13 protein-coding genes are annotated in these 17,048 nt (G+C 71.3%); 5 read left to right on the top strand and 8 right to left on the bottom strand.

Annotated features, from left to right (window positions below; translation table 11 throughout):
* The first annotated feature begins 97 nt into the window (after positions 1-97).
* Positions 98-1,075 (top strand): helix-turn-helix transcriptional regulator, encoded by a 978-nt coding sequence (locus E0L17_RS01195; protein ID WP_167929475.1) that lies wholly within the window; start codon positions 98-100, stop codon positions 1,073-1,075.
* Positions 1,076-1,213: 138 nt separating this feature from the next.
* Here E0L17_RS01195 and E0L17_RS11185 read toward each other — a convergent pair whose 3' ends face one another.
* From E0L17_RS11185 to E0L17_RS01170, 5 genes are all read right to left on the bottom strand, one after another.
* On the bottom strand, positions 1,214-2,542 hold the full coding sequence (locus E0L17_RS11185) for an RsmB/NOP family class I SAM-dependent RNA methyltransferase (protein ID WP_167929474.1): 1,329 nt from the start codon (positions 2,540-2,542) through the stop codon (positions 1,214-1,216).
* Complete coding sequence (fmt, locus tag E0L17_RS01185; protein WP_167929473.1) at positions 2,543-3,496, bottom strand: methionyl-tRNA formyltransferase; 954 nt, start codon at positions 3,494-3,496, stop codon at positions 2,543-2,545.
* 8 nt (positions 3,497-3,504) lie between these two features.
* A complete protein-coding gene (gene def / locus E0L17_RS01180; protein ID WP_167929472.1) occupies positions 3,505-4,053 on the bottom strand; it encodes a peptide deformylase in 549 nt (182 codons plus the stop codon).
* Positions 4,054-4,097: 44 nt separating this feature from the next.
* Entirely contained in the window at positions 4,098-6,401 is a 2,304-nt protein-coding gene (priA, locus tag E0L17_RS01175; RefSeq protein ID WP_167929471.1) for a replication restart helicase PriA, read from the bottom strand.
* 228 nt (positions 6,402-6,629) lie between these two features.
* Positions 6,630-7,556, bottom strand: a complete 927-nt coding sequence (locus tag E0L17_RS01170; protein ID WP_167929470.1) for a hypothetical protein — start codon at positions 7,554-7,556, stop codon at positions 6,630-6,632.
* Between the two features lie 303 nt (positions 7,557-7,859).
* Here E0L17_RS01170 and E0L17_RS01165 point away from each other — a divergent pair, with 303 nt between their 5' ends.
* The 3 genes from E0L17_RS01165 to E0L17_RS01155 are packed head-to-tail and all read left to right on the top strand — an operon-like array spanning position 7,860 to position 8,833.
* A complete protein-coding gene (locus E0L17_RS01165) occupies positions 7,860-8,144 on the top strand; it encodes a hypothetical protein (RefSeq protein ID WP_167929469.1) in 285 nt (94 codons plus the stop codon).
* 32 nt (positions 8,145-8,176) lie between these two features.
* Positions 8,177-8,362 carry a type II toxin-antitoxin system HicA family toxin gene (locus E0L17_RS01160; RefSeq protein WP_167929468.1) on the top strand — a complete coding sequence of 62 codons (186 nt, stop codon included), beginning with the start codon at positions 8,177-8,179 and terminating at the stop codon, positions 8,360-8,362.
* 12 nt (positions 8,363-8,374) lie between these two features.
* Positions 8,375-8,833 carry a type II toxin-antitoxin system HicB family antitoxin gene (locus E0L17_RS01155; RefSeq protein ID WP_206108943.1) on the top strand — a complete coding sequence of 153 codons (459 nt, stop codon included), beginning with the start codon at positions 8,375-8,377 and terminating at the stop codon, positions 8,831-8,833.
* 24 nt (positions 8,834-8,857) lie between these two features.
* On the opposite strand, the gene E0L17_RS01150 is transcribed toward E0L17_RS01155, so the two are convergent.
* The 3 genes from E0L17_RS01150 to E0L17_RS01140 form a co-directional block, all read right to left on the bottom strand.
* Positions 8,858-9,250: a hypothetical protein gene (locus E0L17_RS01150; RefSeq protein ID WP_167929467.1), complete on the bottom strand. Its 393-nt coding sequence runs from the start codon at positions 9,248-9,250 to the stop codon at positions 8,858-8,860.
* Positions 9,251-9,375: 125 nt separating this feature from the next.
* A complete protein-coding gene (locus E0L17_RS01145) occupies positions 9,376-12,819 on the bottom strand; it encodes an FtsX-like permease family protein (protein ID WP_167929466.1) in 3,444 nt (1,147 codons plus the stop codon).
* A 106-nt stretch (positions 12,820-12,925) separates the two neighbouring features.
* The gene (locus tag E0L17_RS01140) at positions 12,926-16,165 is read right to left on the bottom strand and encodes an ABC transporter ATP-binding protein/permease (RefSeq protein ID WP_167929465.1); all 3,240 of its coding nucleotides are present in this window, start codon (positions 16,163-16,165) and stop codon (positions 12,926-12,928) included.
* 178 nt (positions 16,166-16,343) lie between these two features.
* Here E0L17_RS01140 and E0L17_RS01135 point away from each other — a divergent pair.
* A partial coding sequence (locus E0L17_RS01135) for a response regulator transcription factor (RefSeq protein ID WP_167929464.1) occupies positions 16,344-17,048 on the top strand: 705 nt, incomplete at its 3' end.

The following is a 17,048-nucleotide window of genomic DNA, read 5'->3' as shown; positions in this document are numbered from 1 at the left end:
AAACCTGTGGCAATCGGGATTCATGCCCCCTTAGCACAGACCTCCCCACCACGGGAACATACGATGCTCGAAAGAGGCCTAGGCGATAGGAGCTACCATGAGCGACCAGCGACGTTCCACCCATGAGGCGCCCGGGATCCCGCACGCCTCCGACGCGGCCGAGCGCTCGTTCTCCGAGCATGGCCTCACCGAGCGAGAGGTCGACGCCGCGCGCTCCGTGCTCGCCGGCATGACCGCTGAGATGGCGGCGAGGGAGATGGGCATTGAGGCATCAACGGTGGGCGGCTTCAGGCAACGGGCGTATCACAAGCTCGGCATGGAGGACGGGCGCGAACTCGTGCGACGCTACGGGCCACATGGCGACAAGGACGCGAACGAACTCGCGAACGATATCGAGGGCTTTCGCAGCTCCCTTGTGAACAGGGGCCTTACGGATACCCAGCTCGACGTCCTCGCACGTGCTGCGGCGGGAGTTCCCACGTCAGAGATTGCCCGGGAGCTCCACGTGGCGCCTGGCACCGTCGGATGCGCGAGGTCCAACGGGTACCGGCTCCTCGGCGTTCGCTCACGAGAAGAGCTCCTTTCCATGCTGGAAGGCGAACGCACGGAACGTGAGAGGAGGCAGAGGAGGGGAAAGCGTCTCGCTCTCGGATGCATGGTCACGGTAATTGCCGTCTCCGCGCTTCTCGCGCTCGCTGGGGCATTTCTCCCGGTCGACTCCATTGGGGAATTCCTGAGTGGCGAGGCCGTGGGCATGCGCAGCGTCAACGGCGTCCTTTACGCAATCAACGAGAACGACCAGACCTTCGGCTCGATCGAACGCGCCAGCCTGCCCGAACCATGGGACGAGTTTCTTGAGCATCCCTCTGTAACGGAATCCGATATGCGTAAATGCCTGCCCGACCTCATTGCGACAACGTCAACATCCTCGAACTCATATGGCCAGCCCGGCTACGTCAGGAAGGAAGACTTCTTAAGCGGCACGAGAAGCCCCGATGGTTACGTAATCGTCTGGGAGGCCAACGGGAGGAGGGAGATGGGCTCGATACAGATTGGCAGGTTCACACCGCGATAGCCAGGAGCAAGGAGAGGCTCATGGGGGTGAAGAATTGATTGGCTGGCATATGACAAGGCTCGTTCAGCACGTACAACTCGACACCCGTACTAAAGCAATAGCGTACCCTCCCGGGCCCTCCATGGAGCTCGGGAGGGGCTAGCTTTTTCTCAGGCGCGCCACGAAGTGGGTGTCGGCGCCCGGAAGGTCGGTGCGCCGGGCGTCGAGCAGCTCGAACTGTCCGCCCGTAGGACCGGTGAGCAGCGCCTCCACGACGCGCTCGTCCTCCTCGGCGAGGATCGAGCAGGTCGAGTAGACAACGAGCCCGCCCGGCGCAACGCGCGTCGAGGCGGCGCGCAGGATGTCCGCCTGGAGCGCGGCGAGGCCGGGAAGCGCCTCCTCGCGCAGCGACCACGCAATCTCCGGGTGGCGCGCGAGCGTGCCCGACCCCGAGCACGGCGCGTCGACGAACACGAGGTCGAAGCTGCCGAAAAGAGCGTCGGGCAGGTCATCCCCGCCAAGCGCGCGCCCGTCGGCCGCGACGCAGCGGACGTGCTCGGAGATCCCGGCGGCCTCCATGCGACGCGCGGCGAGCGCGGACTTGCGGGGGTCGATCTCCACCGAGACGATCTCGCACGGGCCGCCCGCGGCCACCGCCGCACCCTCGAGGAGCACGGTCTTGGTGCCGCGGCCCTGCCCCACCTCGAGCACGCGGCTGCCGGGCTCGGGGGCGGCGGCAAGCACCACCTCCTGCGCCGCAAGGTCGCAGGGCAGGACGTCCACGCGCTCGACGAGGCCGGACGGCGCAAGACGCGCGGGGGCGCCCAGAAGGTAGGATCCCGGCACGGGACCGGGGGTGGGCGCGCACCCCGCCTCCTCGAGAGCGTGCAAAAGTGCCTGTCCCCTTTGCACGCGGTTGGCGGCCACCCAGGCGCCCGCGGGGCCGAGCGCCGCGACGGCCCAGGCGGCGGCGCGCCCCTCGCCGAGCGAGGCGAGGGCCCGGGCGCAGAGCCACTCGGGAAGGGCGCCGACGCGGGCGAGGTCGCGGGCGTCGAAGGCCCCGGCCACGACGCGCTCGCGCGCTCGGGCGAGCGCGGGCGCGTCCTTCTCGGCGACGCGACGCAGCACGGCGTTGGCGAGCCCCGCGGCGCGCGGGGACACGCCGCGCACGAGCTCGACGCCCTGGCTCACGCAGACGTCGTCGCGCGTGCCGAGGTAGAGGAGCTCGAAGGCGGCGAGGCGCAGGGCGTCGCGCACCCGCGGCTCGAGGTGCGCACCCCGGCAGAGGTGGGCGTCGATGACGCGGTCCAGCTCCCCCTCCGCGGCAACGGCCCCGAGCACGAGGCGCGTGACCTGGGCGCGCTCGCGCTCCGAAAGGCCCGAGAGCTCATCGGAGGCGCGCAGCAGGTCGCGGGCGCGGGCGTCGCGGCGGCGGCGCTCCGAGACGAGCGAGAGCGCGGCGCGACGGGCGGGCGTCGCGCGCGCCACCTAGACGCGCCCCCAGGAGAGGCCGCCGCGCAGGCCGGCGGCCCATGCGGAGGCCTCCATCTCCCGCTTGCCGTCGGGCTTCACGCGCAGGACCTCGAGCGCGCCGTCGGCGCAGCCGAGAAGGACGCGCCCGTGCGCGGTCGCGACCTCCCCCGGCCCGAGGTCCTTCTCACCCTCTCGCGCGAGGGTCACGCGGGCGCCGCGGCCCGCCACCGAGCAGCGGGCCGGCGCGGCGTCCGAGGACGCCAGCACGCGCAGGACGTTGTCGGCAGCGGGGTCGGCCGGGTCCAGCATGAGCTCGGCCTTGGAGATCTTGGCGGCATGGGTGACGCGCGCCTCGTCCTGCTCCACCCATGAGGCGGTGCCGCCCACCACGGCGGGGAGCGTCTCCACGAGAAGGTCCGCCCCCAGGCGGGCGAGCTCGCGCGTGAGCTCGGTCGCGGTCTTTCCGGCCACCGTCGTCGAGGCCTGCGCGCAGTAGGCGCCGGTGTCCACGCCGTGACCGATCCGCATGATGGAGACGCCCGTCCGCTCGTCCCCGGCGAGGATCGAGCGCTGGATGGGCGCGGCGCCGCGCCAGCGCGGGAGGAGCGAGGCGTGCACGTTCACGCACCCGGCGGGCGCCATCGTGAGCACCTCGTCCGGCAGGATGCAGCCGTAGGCGGCCACGCAGAAGACGTCGGCCGCGGCCGCGCGCAGGGCCTCGAGCGCCTCGGGCGTCATGCGGGAGGCCTCGAGCACGGGGAGCCCCAGCTCGAGCGCGCGGGCCTTGACCGGCGAGGGCTCGAGCCTCCTGCCGCGCCCGCGAACGGCGTCCGGGCGCGTGACCACGAGGGCGACGTCGCAGGCCTCGGCGAGCGCGGAGAGGGACGGCACGGCGAACTCCGGCGTCCCCATGAAGACGACGCGCGGGCGTCGCGCCCCCGGGGCGGCCTCGTTCTTCTCGTCAGCCATGGCTCCCCCTACCCGACCTCGGTGTCGCCGGGGCGCGCGCCCGCGGCGAGCGCCGCCTCGTACTCGCGCTGCGCCTCGGCGCGGCGGATGGGCGGCAGGTGGTCGAACATCGTCACGCCGTGGACGTGGTCGATCTCGTGCTGGAGGCAGACGGCGAGCAGGTTGTCCGACGCCTCGTACTGCATGAGGTCGCCGTCCAGGTTGAGCGCCTGCACCACCACGTGGGAGGGGCGGCTCACGCGCACGCTCACGCCCGGGAAGGAGAGGCAGCCCTCCGAGCCCTCCCTCTCGGGCCCGTCGGCCGTGACGACGCGCGGGTTGATGAGCACGTACGGGTTCTTCTTGCCCCCGCGCCCGGCGTAGTCGACGTCGATGACCACGATCTGGCGCATCTCGCCGATCTGCGGGCCCGCGAGGCCGCAGCCGTCGGCGGCGTACATGACCTTGAGCATGCGCTTGGCGAGGGCGCGGACGTCGTCGTCGATCCTCTCGACGGGGGCGCACTCCTGGGAGAGGCGGGGGTCGGGCGAGAGCACGATCTCCTTGAGCTCGTTCATGGTCCTCCTTCCGGGCGCCGGGCTCTGTGTCACGGCGCCGAGGGTCACATCATGTCGTATGCGTCGATGTCCACTGCCATGTTAATACCCGGCAGGCGGCCAAGCGAGGCGGCACACGCGGAAAGCATCCCGCCGAGGTCCGCGCCTGCGGGCGCCTTCACCATCACGTGGCGGCGCACCTGGTCCTTCGCCCGCGCCTTGACGCAGTCGGCGGGGCCGAGCACCTCCCAGCCGGGGGCGCCCCCCACGCGCTCGCGGACCGCCTCGGCGAGGCGGGCCGAGGCGTCGCGCACGCCGCGCTCCGAGCGGCCCCACACGACGGCGTTGGCGAGGCGGCCGAACGGCGGGTATCCCGCCTCGGCGCGCTCGGCGAGCTCCGCCTCGAGAAAGACGGAGCGGTCGTGGGACGCCACCGCCCGCATGGCGGGGTGCGTGGCCCACCAGGTCTGCACGATGACCTCGCCGGGGCGCTCCCCGCGGCCCGCGCGGCCCGCGACCTGCTCCAGGAGGTCGTAGGTGCGCTCGGCGGCACGGAAGTCCGGGAGCTTGAGCATGGTGTCCGCGTTGATGACGCCCACGAGCGTGACCTCCGGGAAGTCGAGCCCCTTGGCGATCATCTGCGTGCCCACGAGCACCGCGCACTCCGCGGCGTCGAACTGCTCGAGCAGGCGCTGGTGGGCGCCCTTGGCGCGCGTGGTGTCCGCGTCCATGCGGATGACCTCCACGTCGGCCGGCAGCAGCATGGAGAGCTCGTCCTCGACGCGCTGCGTGCCCACGCCGAAGGCGGCGAGGTAGCGGCTCCCGCAGTTGGGGCAGCTCGTCGAGGGGTCGGGGTAGGCGCGCACGGGCCAGCTCCTGCCGCAGGTGTGGCACGCGAGCAGGTGCCCGCGCTCGTGGTAGGTGAGCGCCGTGGAGCAGTGCGGGCACTCGGGCACGCAGCCGCAGTCGCGGCACATGAGGAAGTTCGCGAAGCCGCGGCGGTTGAGCAGCAGCACGGCCTTCTCGCGCCGCTCCGCGACGCCCTCGAGCGCCCTCGCGAGCGGTGCCGAGAAGATCGAGCGACCGCCGCCCCGGAACTGCTCCCCCATGTCGACCACGGTGACGCGCGGCAGCACCGACGCGCCGGGGCGCTCCGGCATCTCCACGCGCGTCCAGCGGGCGCCGCCGAAGCCGCCCTCGCGGCAGCGCTGGAGCACCTCGAGGGAGGGCGTGGCCGACCCCAGCACGAGCGCCGCGCCGCGCTCGCGGGCGAGCCGGGCCGCGACCTCGCGCGCGTGGTAGCGTGGGGACTTGTCCTGCTTGTAGGAGCCCTCGTGCTCCTCGTCGATGATGACGAGGCCCACCTCGGCGAGCGGGGCGAAGAGCGCCGAGCGGGCGCCCACCACCACGCGGGCGCGGCCGGCGCGGACGAGGTCCCACTGGTCGAAGCGCTCGCCGGCGGAGAGGCGCGAGTGGAGCACGGCCACCTCGTCGCCGAAGCGGCTGCGGAAGCGGCCCACGGTCTGCGCCGTGAGCGAGATCTCGGGCACGAGGACGAGCGCTCCGCGGCCGTCCGCGAGGGCGCGCTCGATGGCAGCGAGGTAGACCTCGGTCTTGCCGGAGCCGGTGACGCCGTCCACGAGCACCACGTCGCCCCTGCCGGCGGCGCGGGCCTCGTCGATGGCCGCGAGGGCGGCGCGCTGCCCCTCCGTGAGGCGCTCGGGCCGCGGCGCCGCGGCCGACGAGAGCGTGGTGTCGTCGGCGCCCCGGATCTGCCGTCGGCTCTCAATCGCCACGACGCCCCTCTTGGCGAGCGCCGTCACGGCGGACGCGGCGCCCGGGATGGTGGCGGAGAGCTCGGCCACGCGCTGCGGTCCCTGGCGCAGGGCCTCGAGCACGGCGCGCTGGCGGGAGGCGGTCCTGGCGGGAACGAAGTCGTTCGCCGCGGGGGTGAGGCTCGCCCAGCGGGCGTCCACGGCGCCGGCGCGCTCGGTCTGGAGCTCCCAGGGGGCGTCCTCGGCGGCGCGCGTCACGCGGACCTTCTGCCCCGGGGCGAGAAACGGGCGCACGGCCTCGCAGAGCGGGCAGGCGTACTCGCGCGCCATCCACGCGGCGACGCGGGCGGCCGCCTCGTCGAAGGCGGGCGGCGCCAGGACCTGGAGCACGGGCTGGACCCGCTCCGCCGACACGCCCTCGGGGGGCTCCTCGGAGACGGCGAGCACGTAGCCCACCGCCATGCGGTGCGAGAAGGACACGAGGACCGTCGAGCCCGTCCTGGCCTCCCCCGCGAGCTCGGGCGGCACCGCGTAGGAGAACGCGCCCTCGAGGTGGCGCGTCGGTATGTCGAGCACGACGCTCGCGTAGGGCATGGGCGCGGGTCCTCCCGTTCTTCTCGCTGGGTGTCCGGACTCTCAATTGTACCCGGCGGCACCGTCCGCGGCGTCGCGCCGCGCGGGCTGGAGCAGCGCCACTCAACCGCGCGGCACCGCAGCCCCTGGCACGTCATGCCGGAGGGCGGCGCGCCCGCGCCCTTCTCCCCCGACATGCAGGACTTTGCAGACTAGTCAATCTGCAGAGTTTTGCATGTCAACGCGGGGCTAGCGGCCTCTCCGCGCGGGGACGAGACGCCGCGCGCGGCCGCGGAGCGCCCCCATGGGGGCGCTGACGTCGATCCCGAGGATGGCGTTTGCCACCCAGAGGAAGAAGAGCAGCACGATCAGGGGGATCACGCAGGACGTCACGACCATCACGGCGAGCCACTCGATGAGGGCGTTCACCTGGTCGAGGACGCCGTCCGTGATGCTGGTGAGCCCGTCTGCCACCATGCTGGGCAGGTTGAGGATGAAGTCGAGCGGAGAGCCGCCCTCGTCCGACTGCTCGTCCGACTGCGTCTCGGCGACCTCCTCGACCGGCGCGACGGAGCCCGCGTAGGTGTCGTCGATCATCCGCGTGACGGCGACGCTCGCCGGGATCGTGACGAGGATGACGAGCGCGAGCGCCACGAGCTTGGCGGCGAGCCGGGCGAGCGCCCCGTCCCAGGAGACTCTCCCGGCGAGGAGCACGGCGGCGGCGAGCAGCGCGCAGGCGGCGGGGACGAGTATCCCGAAGGCGGCGAGGCCGAAGATGGTGAGCAGGTACTTCTCGAGATAGAGGACCGAGAGCACGATGCCGAGGTCCCCGGAGACCTCCATGAGCTTCTCGGCGACGGGGGTTCCGGTGTCGTCCGGGATGGCGGTGATCGCGGCGGAGAGGGCGGTCGAGCTCGCCACGAGGCCGAGGACGTTTGCCTTCTTCTCGTCGATGGTGGCGATGGTGTCGGCATAGGTCTCCGGCGCGGAGAAGTGCTCGCGCAGCGGGAACCCGCTCACGAGGGCCACGACCACGAGCGCGACGGCGATGGCCGCCCGCGCGCGCAGGGAGAGCGCGGAGGCGGCCGAGGGCCTGTCGAGCTCCTCTGCCGGGAACACGTAGACGGCCTCCCCCATCTCGTCGTCGCTGAACTGGCGGCGCTCGATCTTGTCCATGCGGGCCTCCCCCTCTTTCTTGGCGTCTCGTGACAACCTTACGTCCCCCGCGGGCGGGCGCGCAACGCCCCCTCAGCCGGCGGTGCAGAACGCGACGGATTCCGACGTCCCCGCGCGCCGCGCCGTCCGGAGGCCCGCGCCCGCGGGCGAAGTGAGGCCGCCTGCCGACAATATGTTCAACCTGTTTCACCGGACGGCGGCCCTCACCTGCGGCGTCAGCAAAGCGTCAGCTGACGGGAAGACAATCCCGCGCGCCGTTTGCGTAGCATGGGCGCCCCAGAGGACGCGAGGTGAGGAGGACCCATGGCGCTCTATTGGCCGGAGCAGGGAGTTGCGCTGGAGATCGTCGACGACCCGCTGGCGGAGCCGTTCGACCGGACGGCGCACCCAGGGGTGCGCGTCATTCAGACCACGTGCGACGAGCTTGCGGACTTCGACCGGTTCAACCGGCTCATGGCCCGCGTTGCCCGCGAGCTGGGCGCCACGCCTCCGCCGTCCACGCCCGGGCTCCTCGCCCGGCGGCGCGCCCTGCACGAGAGGCTCATGGCCGAGACGCCGCGCTACTGGCGAGATTCCTCCTTGACGTAACTATAAAGTGACTATATAGTTTAGGAGGCGTGATGACCAAGCGGAGGGACCTCGTCAGGCTGCTCGTGAGAAACGGCTTCGCGCCCGACGGCGGGACCAAACACGAGCGGTTCTCGCATCCGGACGGGAGAAAGGCAACCGTTCCCCGCCATCGCGAAATTCCCGACGAAATGGCGGAGAAAATCAAACGCGAGGTCGGAATAGGGCCCGTTCGATAGGCTGGAGGGGACATGCTGTTCGGGGTATATGAGTTCGAAGTATTCATGAGCGAGGGGTGGTATCTTGCCTTTCCCTACGACCTTCCCGGGGGGACGCAGGGTGAGGACTTTGAGGACCTCTGCCTCATGGTCGCGGACTGGCTCAAGATAACCCTCGAGGACTTCGACATGCGCGACGAGACGCCGCCCAGGCCGACCTTCGGCAACGCCCCGCGCCACGGGGGCACGAACATGGTCTTCGCCGTGCAGGCGGGGCGCGAGACGGTGGAGAAGGTCACGGCATCAGAGGCCGCGCGGCTGCTGGGGGTCACCCCCGCGCGCATCACGCAGATGCTCGCCTCCGCACGCCTCATCGGCTACCGGGACGGTCGCAACACCTACGTGACGATGGACTCCGTCCGGGCCCGCCTCGAGGAGCGGCCGCGCGGCGGCAGGCCCCGCAAGGGGGAAGCCGTCGCAGCGTCCGCGTAGCGCACGGCGAGGCAGCCCGGGGACCTACGAGAAGAGCTCGGCGTCGAGCGCGGAGAGCTCCGCGGGGGCCGCGGCGGGGTCGCAGTCGAAGGACTCCGCGACGGCGCGCGCCTGCAGGCGCCTGAGCCCGGCGAGGTCGTCCTCGCCGCGCGCCTCGTAGACGCGGGAGAGCCTGTCGAGCGCATAGCACACGTACGCGGCGACCGTGTCACCCATGCCGGAGAGGACCATCATCGTCACGAGGGAGTCGGGGGCGAGCGAGAGCGCCGTCGCGCGGTCGAGCTCGAGGAGCTCCGCCACCTGCGACTCCACGTCCTCGCACGCGCCGGCGTCTCCGCCGAGCGCCCGACGCAGCGCCTCGCCCACGCCGTCCACGAACTGGCCCACGATTTCCAGGATATAGTCTCGCTGCAGCATCGATGCTCCTCTCGTCACCCCGCAAGCATAGCGCGTCCCGGCAAGGGGGACGGTGAGACAAAGGGGACGGGTTCATTTGTCTCATGTGCTCCATGAGACAAATGAACCCGTCCCCTTTGTCTCACTTAGTCCACGGACTTGAGGCTCTCCGCCATGTCCACGCGGTCGAGCTTGCGGCGCATGGCGAGCATCACGAGGCCCGCGAAGACGAGCGTCAGCACGAACGCGCAGGCATAGCTCGCGGGATGGATGACGCGGCCGAACATCACGAGGTCCACCTCGGCCGTCACGATGACGAAGCCCTCGAGCCAGGTCCCGAGCGCGAGGCCGAGCACGTCGCCCATGAGGGCGAGCACGAGGATCTCGCGGAAGACGTAGGCGGCCACCTCGCCTCTCCTGAACCCGAGGACCTTGAGGGTGGCGATCTCGCGGACGCGCTCGTCCACGTTGATGTTCGCGAGGTTGTAGAGCACGATAAAGGCGAGCGCCGCCGCCGACACGATGAGCACCACGACGATCATGTCCACGGCGGAGAGCATGTCGCGGTACATCTCCACCGTCTCGTCCACGAAGGCCACCGTGGAGACCGGCCCCGCCTCGGCGAGGTCGGCGCCGAGGCCCGCTCGATAGGCGGGGTCGTCGTCGGTCGTGGCGTAGATGGTCGAGAAGGACGGCTCCTCGTCATCGACCACGCCGGCCGCGCGGAGCGTGCCCCACGCCTCGGGCGCCAGGTAGGCGAGGCTCCCCACGTAGTTCTCCACCACGCCGGCGACCGTGAGGGCGCACCCCTCGCCCATCGCGTTGCCGACGGCGTCCTGGCCCCTGAGCACCACCTCGTCGCCGACGGACACGCCGAGCTTGGTGGCGGTCTTCTCGGCGAGGACGATGCCCTCTCCCTCGAGCGGGACCCCCTCGCCGGACAGGCGGTCGTGGAGGTCGATGGCGTCCTCGAGCGACGAGGCGTCCTCGGGGATGATGACCTGGGCGGAGACCGCCCCCTCGGAGGAGGGGGACGAGAGCTGGAGGTTGACCGTGGCGGCGTGGGAGAGGTCGGTGGCGCGCCCGTCCGCGACGAGGCGGGCCGCGACGGCGTCCGCCTCGTCGGCGGTGGCGCCGTCGTCCAGGCTCACGGCCGTGTCGTAGCGCACGATGGGGCCGAACTGGTTGTCGATGATGTCCCAGATCGCGTCGTGCAGGCCGAAGCCCACGAGCAGCAGCGCGGTGCACCCCGAGATGCCGATGACGGTCATGAGCAGGCGGCGCTTGTAGCGGAAGAGGTTTCTCGCCGTGACCTTGCGGAGGAACGAGAGGCGCCGCCAGAGCGGCCGGACGCGCTCGAGCAGGATGCGCCTTCCCGGCTTGGGCGAGCGCGGGAGCATGAGGGCGGCCGGGGACTCGCGCAGGCTCGCCACGACGGCGGCCCACGTGGCGGCGAGCGTCACGCCCACGCCCAGGCCGGCCGAGGCGAGCGCCACGGCGGGGTCGACCGCCAGCGGGAGGCTCGGCAGCGGGACGGCATAGATGATCTGGTAGGCCGACATCACCACGAGCGGGAGCACCTGCGAGAGGACGAGGATGCCGATGGCGGCCCCAGCCGTGGCGGCGAGCCCGGCATAGGCGAGATAGCGCGAGGCGATGCGCGCCGTGCCGTACCCGAGCGCCTTGAGGGTGCCGATGACCCCGCGCTCGTCCTCCACCATGCGCGTCATCGTGGTGAGCGACACCAGCGCGGCGACGAGGAAGAACATGAGCGGGAAGACGGTGGCAATCTTGTCCATGCGCTCGGAGTCGCCCTGATAGGAGGCCGTGCCCTCGTTCTGGGTGCGGTCGAGCACGTAGATGTCGCCGGGCTCGAGCGCGTCCACCTCGGCCTGCGCGTCGTCGATCTGGGACGCGGCGTCCGCGAGGCGCTCGTCGGCCTCCGCGCGTGCCTCCTCCCAGGCGGCGAGGCCATCCTCGTAGGAGCCGCGCGCCGCGTCGAGCTCGGAGCGCGCCGAGGAGAGCTCGGAGGCGGAGGCGTCGATCTGCGCCTGGGCGGCGGCAAGCCGGGAGTCGGCCTCGCGCTCGCGGGCGGCGAGCTCGTCTCGCCCGGCGTCGATCTCTGCCTGGGCGTCCGCCGCCTGGGCGCGCCCGGCGTCGTAGGCGCTGACGGCGTCTCGCGCGGAGGCGAGCTCCGAGGCGCTCGCCGAGGCGGACTCGAGCGACTGCGCCTGGGCGTCGATCTGGGAGAGCTGCGCCCGCGCGGCCTCGAGCTGCGCGAGCTGCTCGGCGGGGAGTTCCCCTCCCGCGGCCTCGGCCTCCTCCTGGGCGGCCTCGAGCTGCGCGACGAGGGCGGCGACGGCGTCGCGCGCGGAGGAGAGCTCGCCGCGGGCCGCCTCGAGGGCGCTGAGCACGCCGTCGAGGTCGGCGGCGTCGAGCCCCTGCTCGGAGAGGCTGGCGAGAAGGACCTCGAGCCCCTGGTCGTACGCCGCGCGGGCCGCCTCGGCCTCGCCCGCCCGCGCGTCGAGCTCCGCCACCTGGGCGTCGAGCGCGGACTGCGCGGCGTCGAGCTGGTCGCGGGCGGAGGAGAGCTGGGAGTCGGCCTCGGCCCGGCTCGCCTCCAGCTCGGAGCGCGCGGCGGCGAGGTCCGCCTCCCCGTCGGCGAGCTGCGCCTCGCCCGACTCGATCTGGGACAGCGCCTCGTCGAGCTCCGCGCGCCCGTCGGAGAGCTCTGCCTCGGCGGACGCGCGCTCGGCCTCGTAGTCCGCCCGGGCCTCGTCGACCCGTCCCTGGGCGTCGGCGCGGACGTCGTCGAGCCGGGACGCGGCGAACGCGGGCGCGTCGCCCTCGATCCCGTCGGCGACCGCGCCAACCACGGCCTCGTACGCGGCGGACCCGCTCTTCTCACCCTCGACGCCCGCCACGCGCAGGTACGCCTCGGTGTAGGGGGCGTCCTCGGAGAAGGTCGACGCCGGAACGTAGAGGTACTGGTCGATCATGCCGGACCCGAGCGTGGTCGAGCCGAAGGTCACCGTATAGGGATACGTCGAGGAGCTCACGGTCCCCACGACGGTGAGCTCCTCGGTCACGAGGACCCCCGCGTCGCCAGCCTCGCGGAGCACCTCGACCACATCGCCGGGCTCGACGGCAAGCGCCGGGTTGTCCGCCGAGGCCACGCACTCCCCCGCCTCGCTCGGCCACCGGCCGTCGCGCAGGACGAGGCGGTTGACGTCCGGCTCGGACGAGCCGCCCAGGTACTCGGCCGGCAGAGTGGAGACGCGCGCGGCGACCTGCTCGGACCCGATTCGCGCCATGACGTCGACGGAGGTCGAGCCGACCGCGTCGGAGACGCCCTCCGCCTGCGCCAGGCGCTCGACGTCCTTCTCGCCAAGCCCCTGGGTCGAGACGACGCGCAGGTCCCAGAGCGCCGTGTCGTCGTAGTAGGCGTCCGCGGCGGCGCGCATGTCCGGCCCTCCCATGCGCATGCCGGCGAAGAAGCCGCAGCCGAGGGCCACGATCCCCATGATCGCGAGGAAGCGCCCGAGCGAGGTCTGGATCGCCCTGCTTATGCCCCGGGAAAACGCGCTCATCGCCCCTCCTCGCGCGCCACTGGCGTCAGGTTCGTTTGGCACGAGCCCTGCGCGTGCCAAACGAACCTGACGCCAGTGGCGCGCGCCCTTGTCAGCACCCTCGCCATCACTCGCTCCTGAGGGCCTCCACCGGGTCGCGTCGGCTGGCGGCAGAGCTCGGGATGAGGCCCGCCACGAGGGTCAGCACGACCGAGATGCACACGAGCGCGGCCGCCGAGGTCCAGGGGAGGCTCATGATGTTGTCCACGTTGTAGTCCGCGAGCACCCAGGCGTTCACCGGGACCGAGACGGCCACCACCACGGCGATGGCGAAGAGGCCCGAGATGAGCCCCTCGATGAAGGTCTCGGCGTTGAACACGCTCGCGACGTTGCCCTTGGAGGCGCCGATGGCGCGCAGGATGCCGATCTCCTTCTTGCGCTCGAGGACGGAGATGTAGGTGATGATGCCGATCATGATGGAGCTCACCACGAGCGAGATGCTCACGAAGGCGATGAGCACGAGCGAGATCATGTTCACGATGTCGGTGACGCTGCCCATGATGACGCCCATGTAGTCGGTGTAGGTGATGACGGCGTCGTCGTTTCCGGCCGCGCGCTGCTGCTCGTTGTAGGCGTCGATGATGCCCACCACGCGCTCCTTGGCCTCGAAGTCCTTGGGGTAGATCTGGATGGCGGCCGGGTCGTCCGGCGTGGCGTATCCGAGCGTCTGGAGGTTGTTGTCGTAGGTGAGCTGGCTCGCGTTGGCGTAGCTCTCCATGAGCGAGGTCAGGTCCTCGGCGTCCATGTTGAACTGCACCGCGCTCGCGAGCGCGTCCACGTCCACCGAGAACGCTTCCTGGAGGTTGGAGAGGCTCGCGGCGGCCTGGCTCGCGTACTGGGAGAGCACCTCGGTCATGGCCGCCTGGAGCTGGGACGAGATGGCGGAGCCGATCTGCGCGGACATGCTCTGCATGAAGCCCTGGAGATAGGGGGCGAGGTCGTTCGTCACATAGGCGCGCACGATCTCCTCCACGCGCTCGCGGACGGCGGGGCCGGCCACGGCGTCGATCTGGGCCAGGATCGCCTGCGCGCCCTCGGTCGCGAGGTACTGCTCGAAGTACCCGGCCACCTTCTGGGCGAGCTCGGGGTCCTCGGGGTCGAGGGCGCCGGCGTTCTGGCCCCACCACGCGACGAAGTCCTGCGCGAGCTGGCCGCCGAGGGTCGTGACCTCCTCGAGCTGCTCCGTGGTGAGCGCGGGGTCGGCGAGCTCCTGGTCGAGGATGGACGAGAAGTCCGGCGCGGGCACGCCCGCGACGAGCGACTCCACGTCGACGGAGTCCGCCACGCCCGAGAGGTCGACCGAGAGGCCCGAGAGGTCGAGCCCCGAGGGGTCGAAGCCCGCCGCGAGGCCGGAGGTGTCGAAGGAGAAGGCGGAGCGCAGCTTGTCCTCGTCCACCGTGAAGAGGCTCTCCAGGTCCACGCCCTGGCGCGCCTCCTCCTGGAGCGTGTCGAAGGACTTGCCCGTGAAGACGTCGACCTCGGGGTCCGCCAGCTGCTGCTGGACGATCTGCGAGCTCGCGGCGCGGTCCATCAGCTCGAGCGTGAGCTCGGGGGTGTAGGCGATGCCGGCGGAGAGCGCCTTGGCGTCGGAGGACTCGTTGGGGCGCACCACGCCCACGACGTGCAGGTCGAGCCCGTTGTCCACGGCGCTGGCCATGAACTGCTCGTCGGAGGACATGTTCGTCCAGCCGCCGGTCTCCTCGTTTCTCCGATAGGCGTCCGTGGGGGCGATCACCTTGAAGGAGAGGTCGAGCGCGTCGTCGTAGGTGAAGTCGACGTCCTCCCGCTCTACCGTATTGTCGCCCGCCGTGCCGCTCATCGCGGAGTTCACCATCTTCGTGAGCTCGGCAGGGTCGAGCACGCCGATTCCGTAGAGCGTGTAGTCGCTGATGCGGCCGCTCTGGGTGAGCACGAGCACGCACTCGTCGGCCGCGGTGGCCCAGCGTCCGGCCACGACGTCGTACTGGGACTCGAGGAGCTCCTGGTCGTCGATCATCTCGTTGAAGACCGACATCCCGCCGGTGGACATGCCCGCCGTGGCGGTTCCGGACGCGCCGCCGGTCATGGCCGTGGAGAGCGCGTTGGGGTTGAGCTGGACCGCTCCCCCCGAGGTGTCCGCCTTATAGACGAGCGGCGTGAGGCCGTAGTCGTACTGGATGGCGTTGACGTCCTCGTCAAGGCCCTCAGGGTTGGTCTCGAGGTAGGACCTGAGACCGGAGAGGTCGTTGGAGCCAACGGAGGCGAACATGTCCGTAAGCATCATGAACTCGGGGATCTGCCCGTCGGCGTCCTTCTCGCCGTCCCCCTCGCCCTCCTCGGGCGCGGCGCCGCCGTCGCCGGAGCCCGCGTCCTCCGAGAGCATGCCCGAGATGTCCATGCTCTGCTTGCTGATGGTGAGCGGGTAGCTGGAGAGCGTGTCCTCCTCCACGCGCGCGATGTACTCGTTGACGCCGTTTGCCAGGGCGAGGATGGCCGCGATGCCGATGATGCCGATCGATCCCGCGAAGGCCGTCATGATGGTGCGGCCCTTCTTGGTCATGAGGTTGTTGAAGGAGAGGCCGAGCGCGGTGAGGAAGCTCATGGAGGTGCGACGGGCCCGCTTTGCCTCGCGGCGCGGCGCCGTGGACGGGTCGAAGGGGTCGGAGTCCGCGGTGATGCGGCCGTCGGCGAGCTCGACGATGCGCGTCGCGTACTGGTGCGCGAGCTCGGGGTTATGCGTGACCATGATGACCAGGCGGTCCCGCGCGACCTCCTTGAGGAGGTCCATGACCTGCACGGAGGTGGCCGAGTCGAGGGCGCCCGTGGGCTCGTCAGCGAGCAGGATCTCAGGGTCGTTGATGAGGGCGCGCGCGATGGCCACGCGCTGCATCTGGCCGCCGGAGAGCTGGCTGGGCCGCTTGTTCACGTGGTCGGCGAGGCCCACGCGCGCGAGGGCGTCCAGCGCGCGGCGGCGGCGCTCCGAGCGCCCCACTCCCGAGAGCGTGAGCGCGAGCTCGACGTTCGCGAGGATGGTCTGGTGAGGGATGAGGTTGTAGCTCTGGAACACGAAGCCGATGCGGTTGTTGCGGTAGGTGTCCCAGTCGCGGTCCTTGTACCTGCGGGTGGAGATGCCGTCGATCACGAGGTCGCCCTCGTCGAAGTGGTCGAGGCCGCCCACGATGTTGAGCATCGTGGTCTTGCCGGAGCCGGAGGGGCCAAGCACCGCCACGAACTCGCTGTCGCGGAAGGCCACGGAGACGTGATCGAGCGCGACCTGCGTGAAGCCGGCCGTGACGTAGCGCTTGCAGATGTCATTGAGCTCGAGCATGTGGTTCCTCCGGAATGGTCGCGGACCCATTCATGGTACCCAAACCGCCCGCCCCTCAGACCCGGCCGCACGATCGGTTGGCCTGGCGGCACGCCCGATCGCGGGGGCCGGCGCGCCCCGCCGCCGCTCCCCCGCCCGAGGATTTGGCACAATGGGGCGGTCGAGAGGAGTCAGGCTCATGGCGCGGGTGCTGGTCATAGAGGACGACGCGGCGATCAACGACGTGGTGGCGACGAGGCTCTCGCGCGACGGCCACGCCGTGACCCAGGCGTTCTCCGGGTCCGAGGCGCGCCTCCTGCTGGGCGCGGCGGGCGAGAAGGGCGGCGGCTTCGACGTCGTGGTATGCGACCTCATGCTGCCCGGCGCCACCGGCGAGGAGCTCGTCGGCCTCATCCGCTCCCGCGGCTCCGAGACGCCCGTCGTGGTGATCTCCGCCCGCACGGCGGCCGCCGACAAGGTGGACCTCCTGCGCCTCGGCGCGGACGACTACCTGACCAAGCCCTTCGACCTCGACGAGCTCGCCGCGCGCGTGGAGGTGCAGCTGCGCCATCGCGGGACGCCCGCCGCGGGCGGCAGGACGCTGCGCTGGCACCGCTGGGAGCTCGACCCGGAGGCCCGCACGCTCACGGTGGCCCCCGGCGAGGGCGACGGGCGCGGCGGCGCCGTCTCGCTCACCAGGATCGAGTTCAACATCCTCGAGGCGCTCGTCCGCAGGCCGAACCGCGTGCTCCCGAAGGCTGAGCTCTTCGAGCTGGCGTGGGGCGAGCCCTTCGCCGGCGACGACTCCACGGTGGCGGTGCACGTCTCCAACATCCGCTCTAAGCTCCGTGAGTCGGGCACGGACGACTACGTCAAGACCGTCTGGGGTATGGGCTTCAAGCTC

The sequence above is a fragment of the Olsenella sp. SW781 genome (assembly GCF_012027725.1).
Classification (GTDB): domain Bacteria; phylum Actinomycetota; class Coriobacteriia; order Coriobacteriales; family Atopobiaceae; genus Thermophilibacter.
This window is presented reverse-complemented; position numbering and strand designations above follow the sequence as displayed.

Bases quoted from the DNA above. Each gene is read 5' to 3' on its own strand.
- E0L17_RS01170 (WP_167929470.1), bottom strand. From the start codon at position 7,556: ATGGACAAGATCGAGCGCCGCCAGTTCAGCGACGACGAGATGGGGGAG.
- priA (WP_167929471.1), bottom strand. From the start codon at position 6,401: ATGCCCTACGCGAGCGTCGTGCTCGACATACCGACGCGCCACCTCGAG.
- E0L17_RS01155 (WP_206108943.1), top strand. From the start codon at position 8,375: ATGCTGTTCGGGGTATATGAGTTCGAAGTATTCATGAGCGAGGGGTGG.
- E0L17_RS01145 (WP_167929466.1), bottom strand. From the start codon at position 12,819: ATGAGCGCGTTTTCCCGGGGCATAAGCAGGGCGATCCAGACCTCGCTC.
- E0L17_RS01195 (WP_167929475.1), top strand. From the start codon at position 98: ATGAGCGACCAGCGACGTTCCACCCATGAGGCGCCCGGGATCCCGCAC.
- E0L17_RS01160 (WP_167929468.1), top strand. From the start codon at position 8,177: ATGACCAAGCGGAGGGACCTCGTCAGGCTGCTCGTGAGAAACGGCTTC.
- E0L17_RS01140 (WP_167929465.1), bottom strand. From the start codon at position 16,165: ATGCTCGAGCTCAATGACATCTGCAAGCGCTACGTCACGGCCGGCTTC.
- E0L17_RS01150 (WP_167929467.1), bottom strand. From the start codon at position 9,250: ATGCTGCAGCGAGACTATATCCTGGAAATCGTGGGCCAGTTCGTGGAC.
- def (WP_167929472.1), bottom strand. From the start codon at position 4,053: ATGAACGAGCTCAAGGAGATCGTGCTCTCGCCCGACCCCCGCCTCTCC.
- E0L17_RS01165 (WP_167929469.1), top strand. From the start codon at position 7,860: ATGGCGCTCTATTGGCCGGAGCAGGGAGTTGCGCTGGAGATCGTCGAC.
- fmt (WP_167929473.1), bottom strand. From the start codon at position 3,496: ATGGCTGACGAGAAGAACGAGGCCGCCCCGGGGGCGCGACGCCCGCGC.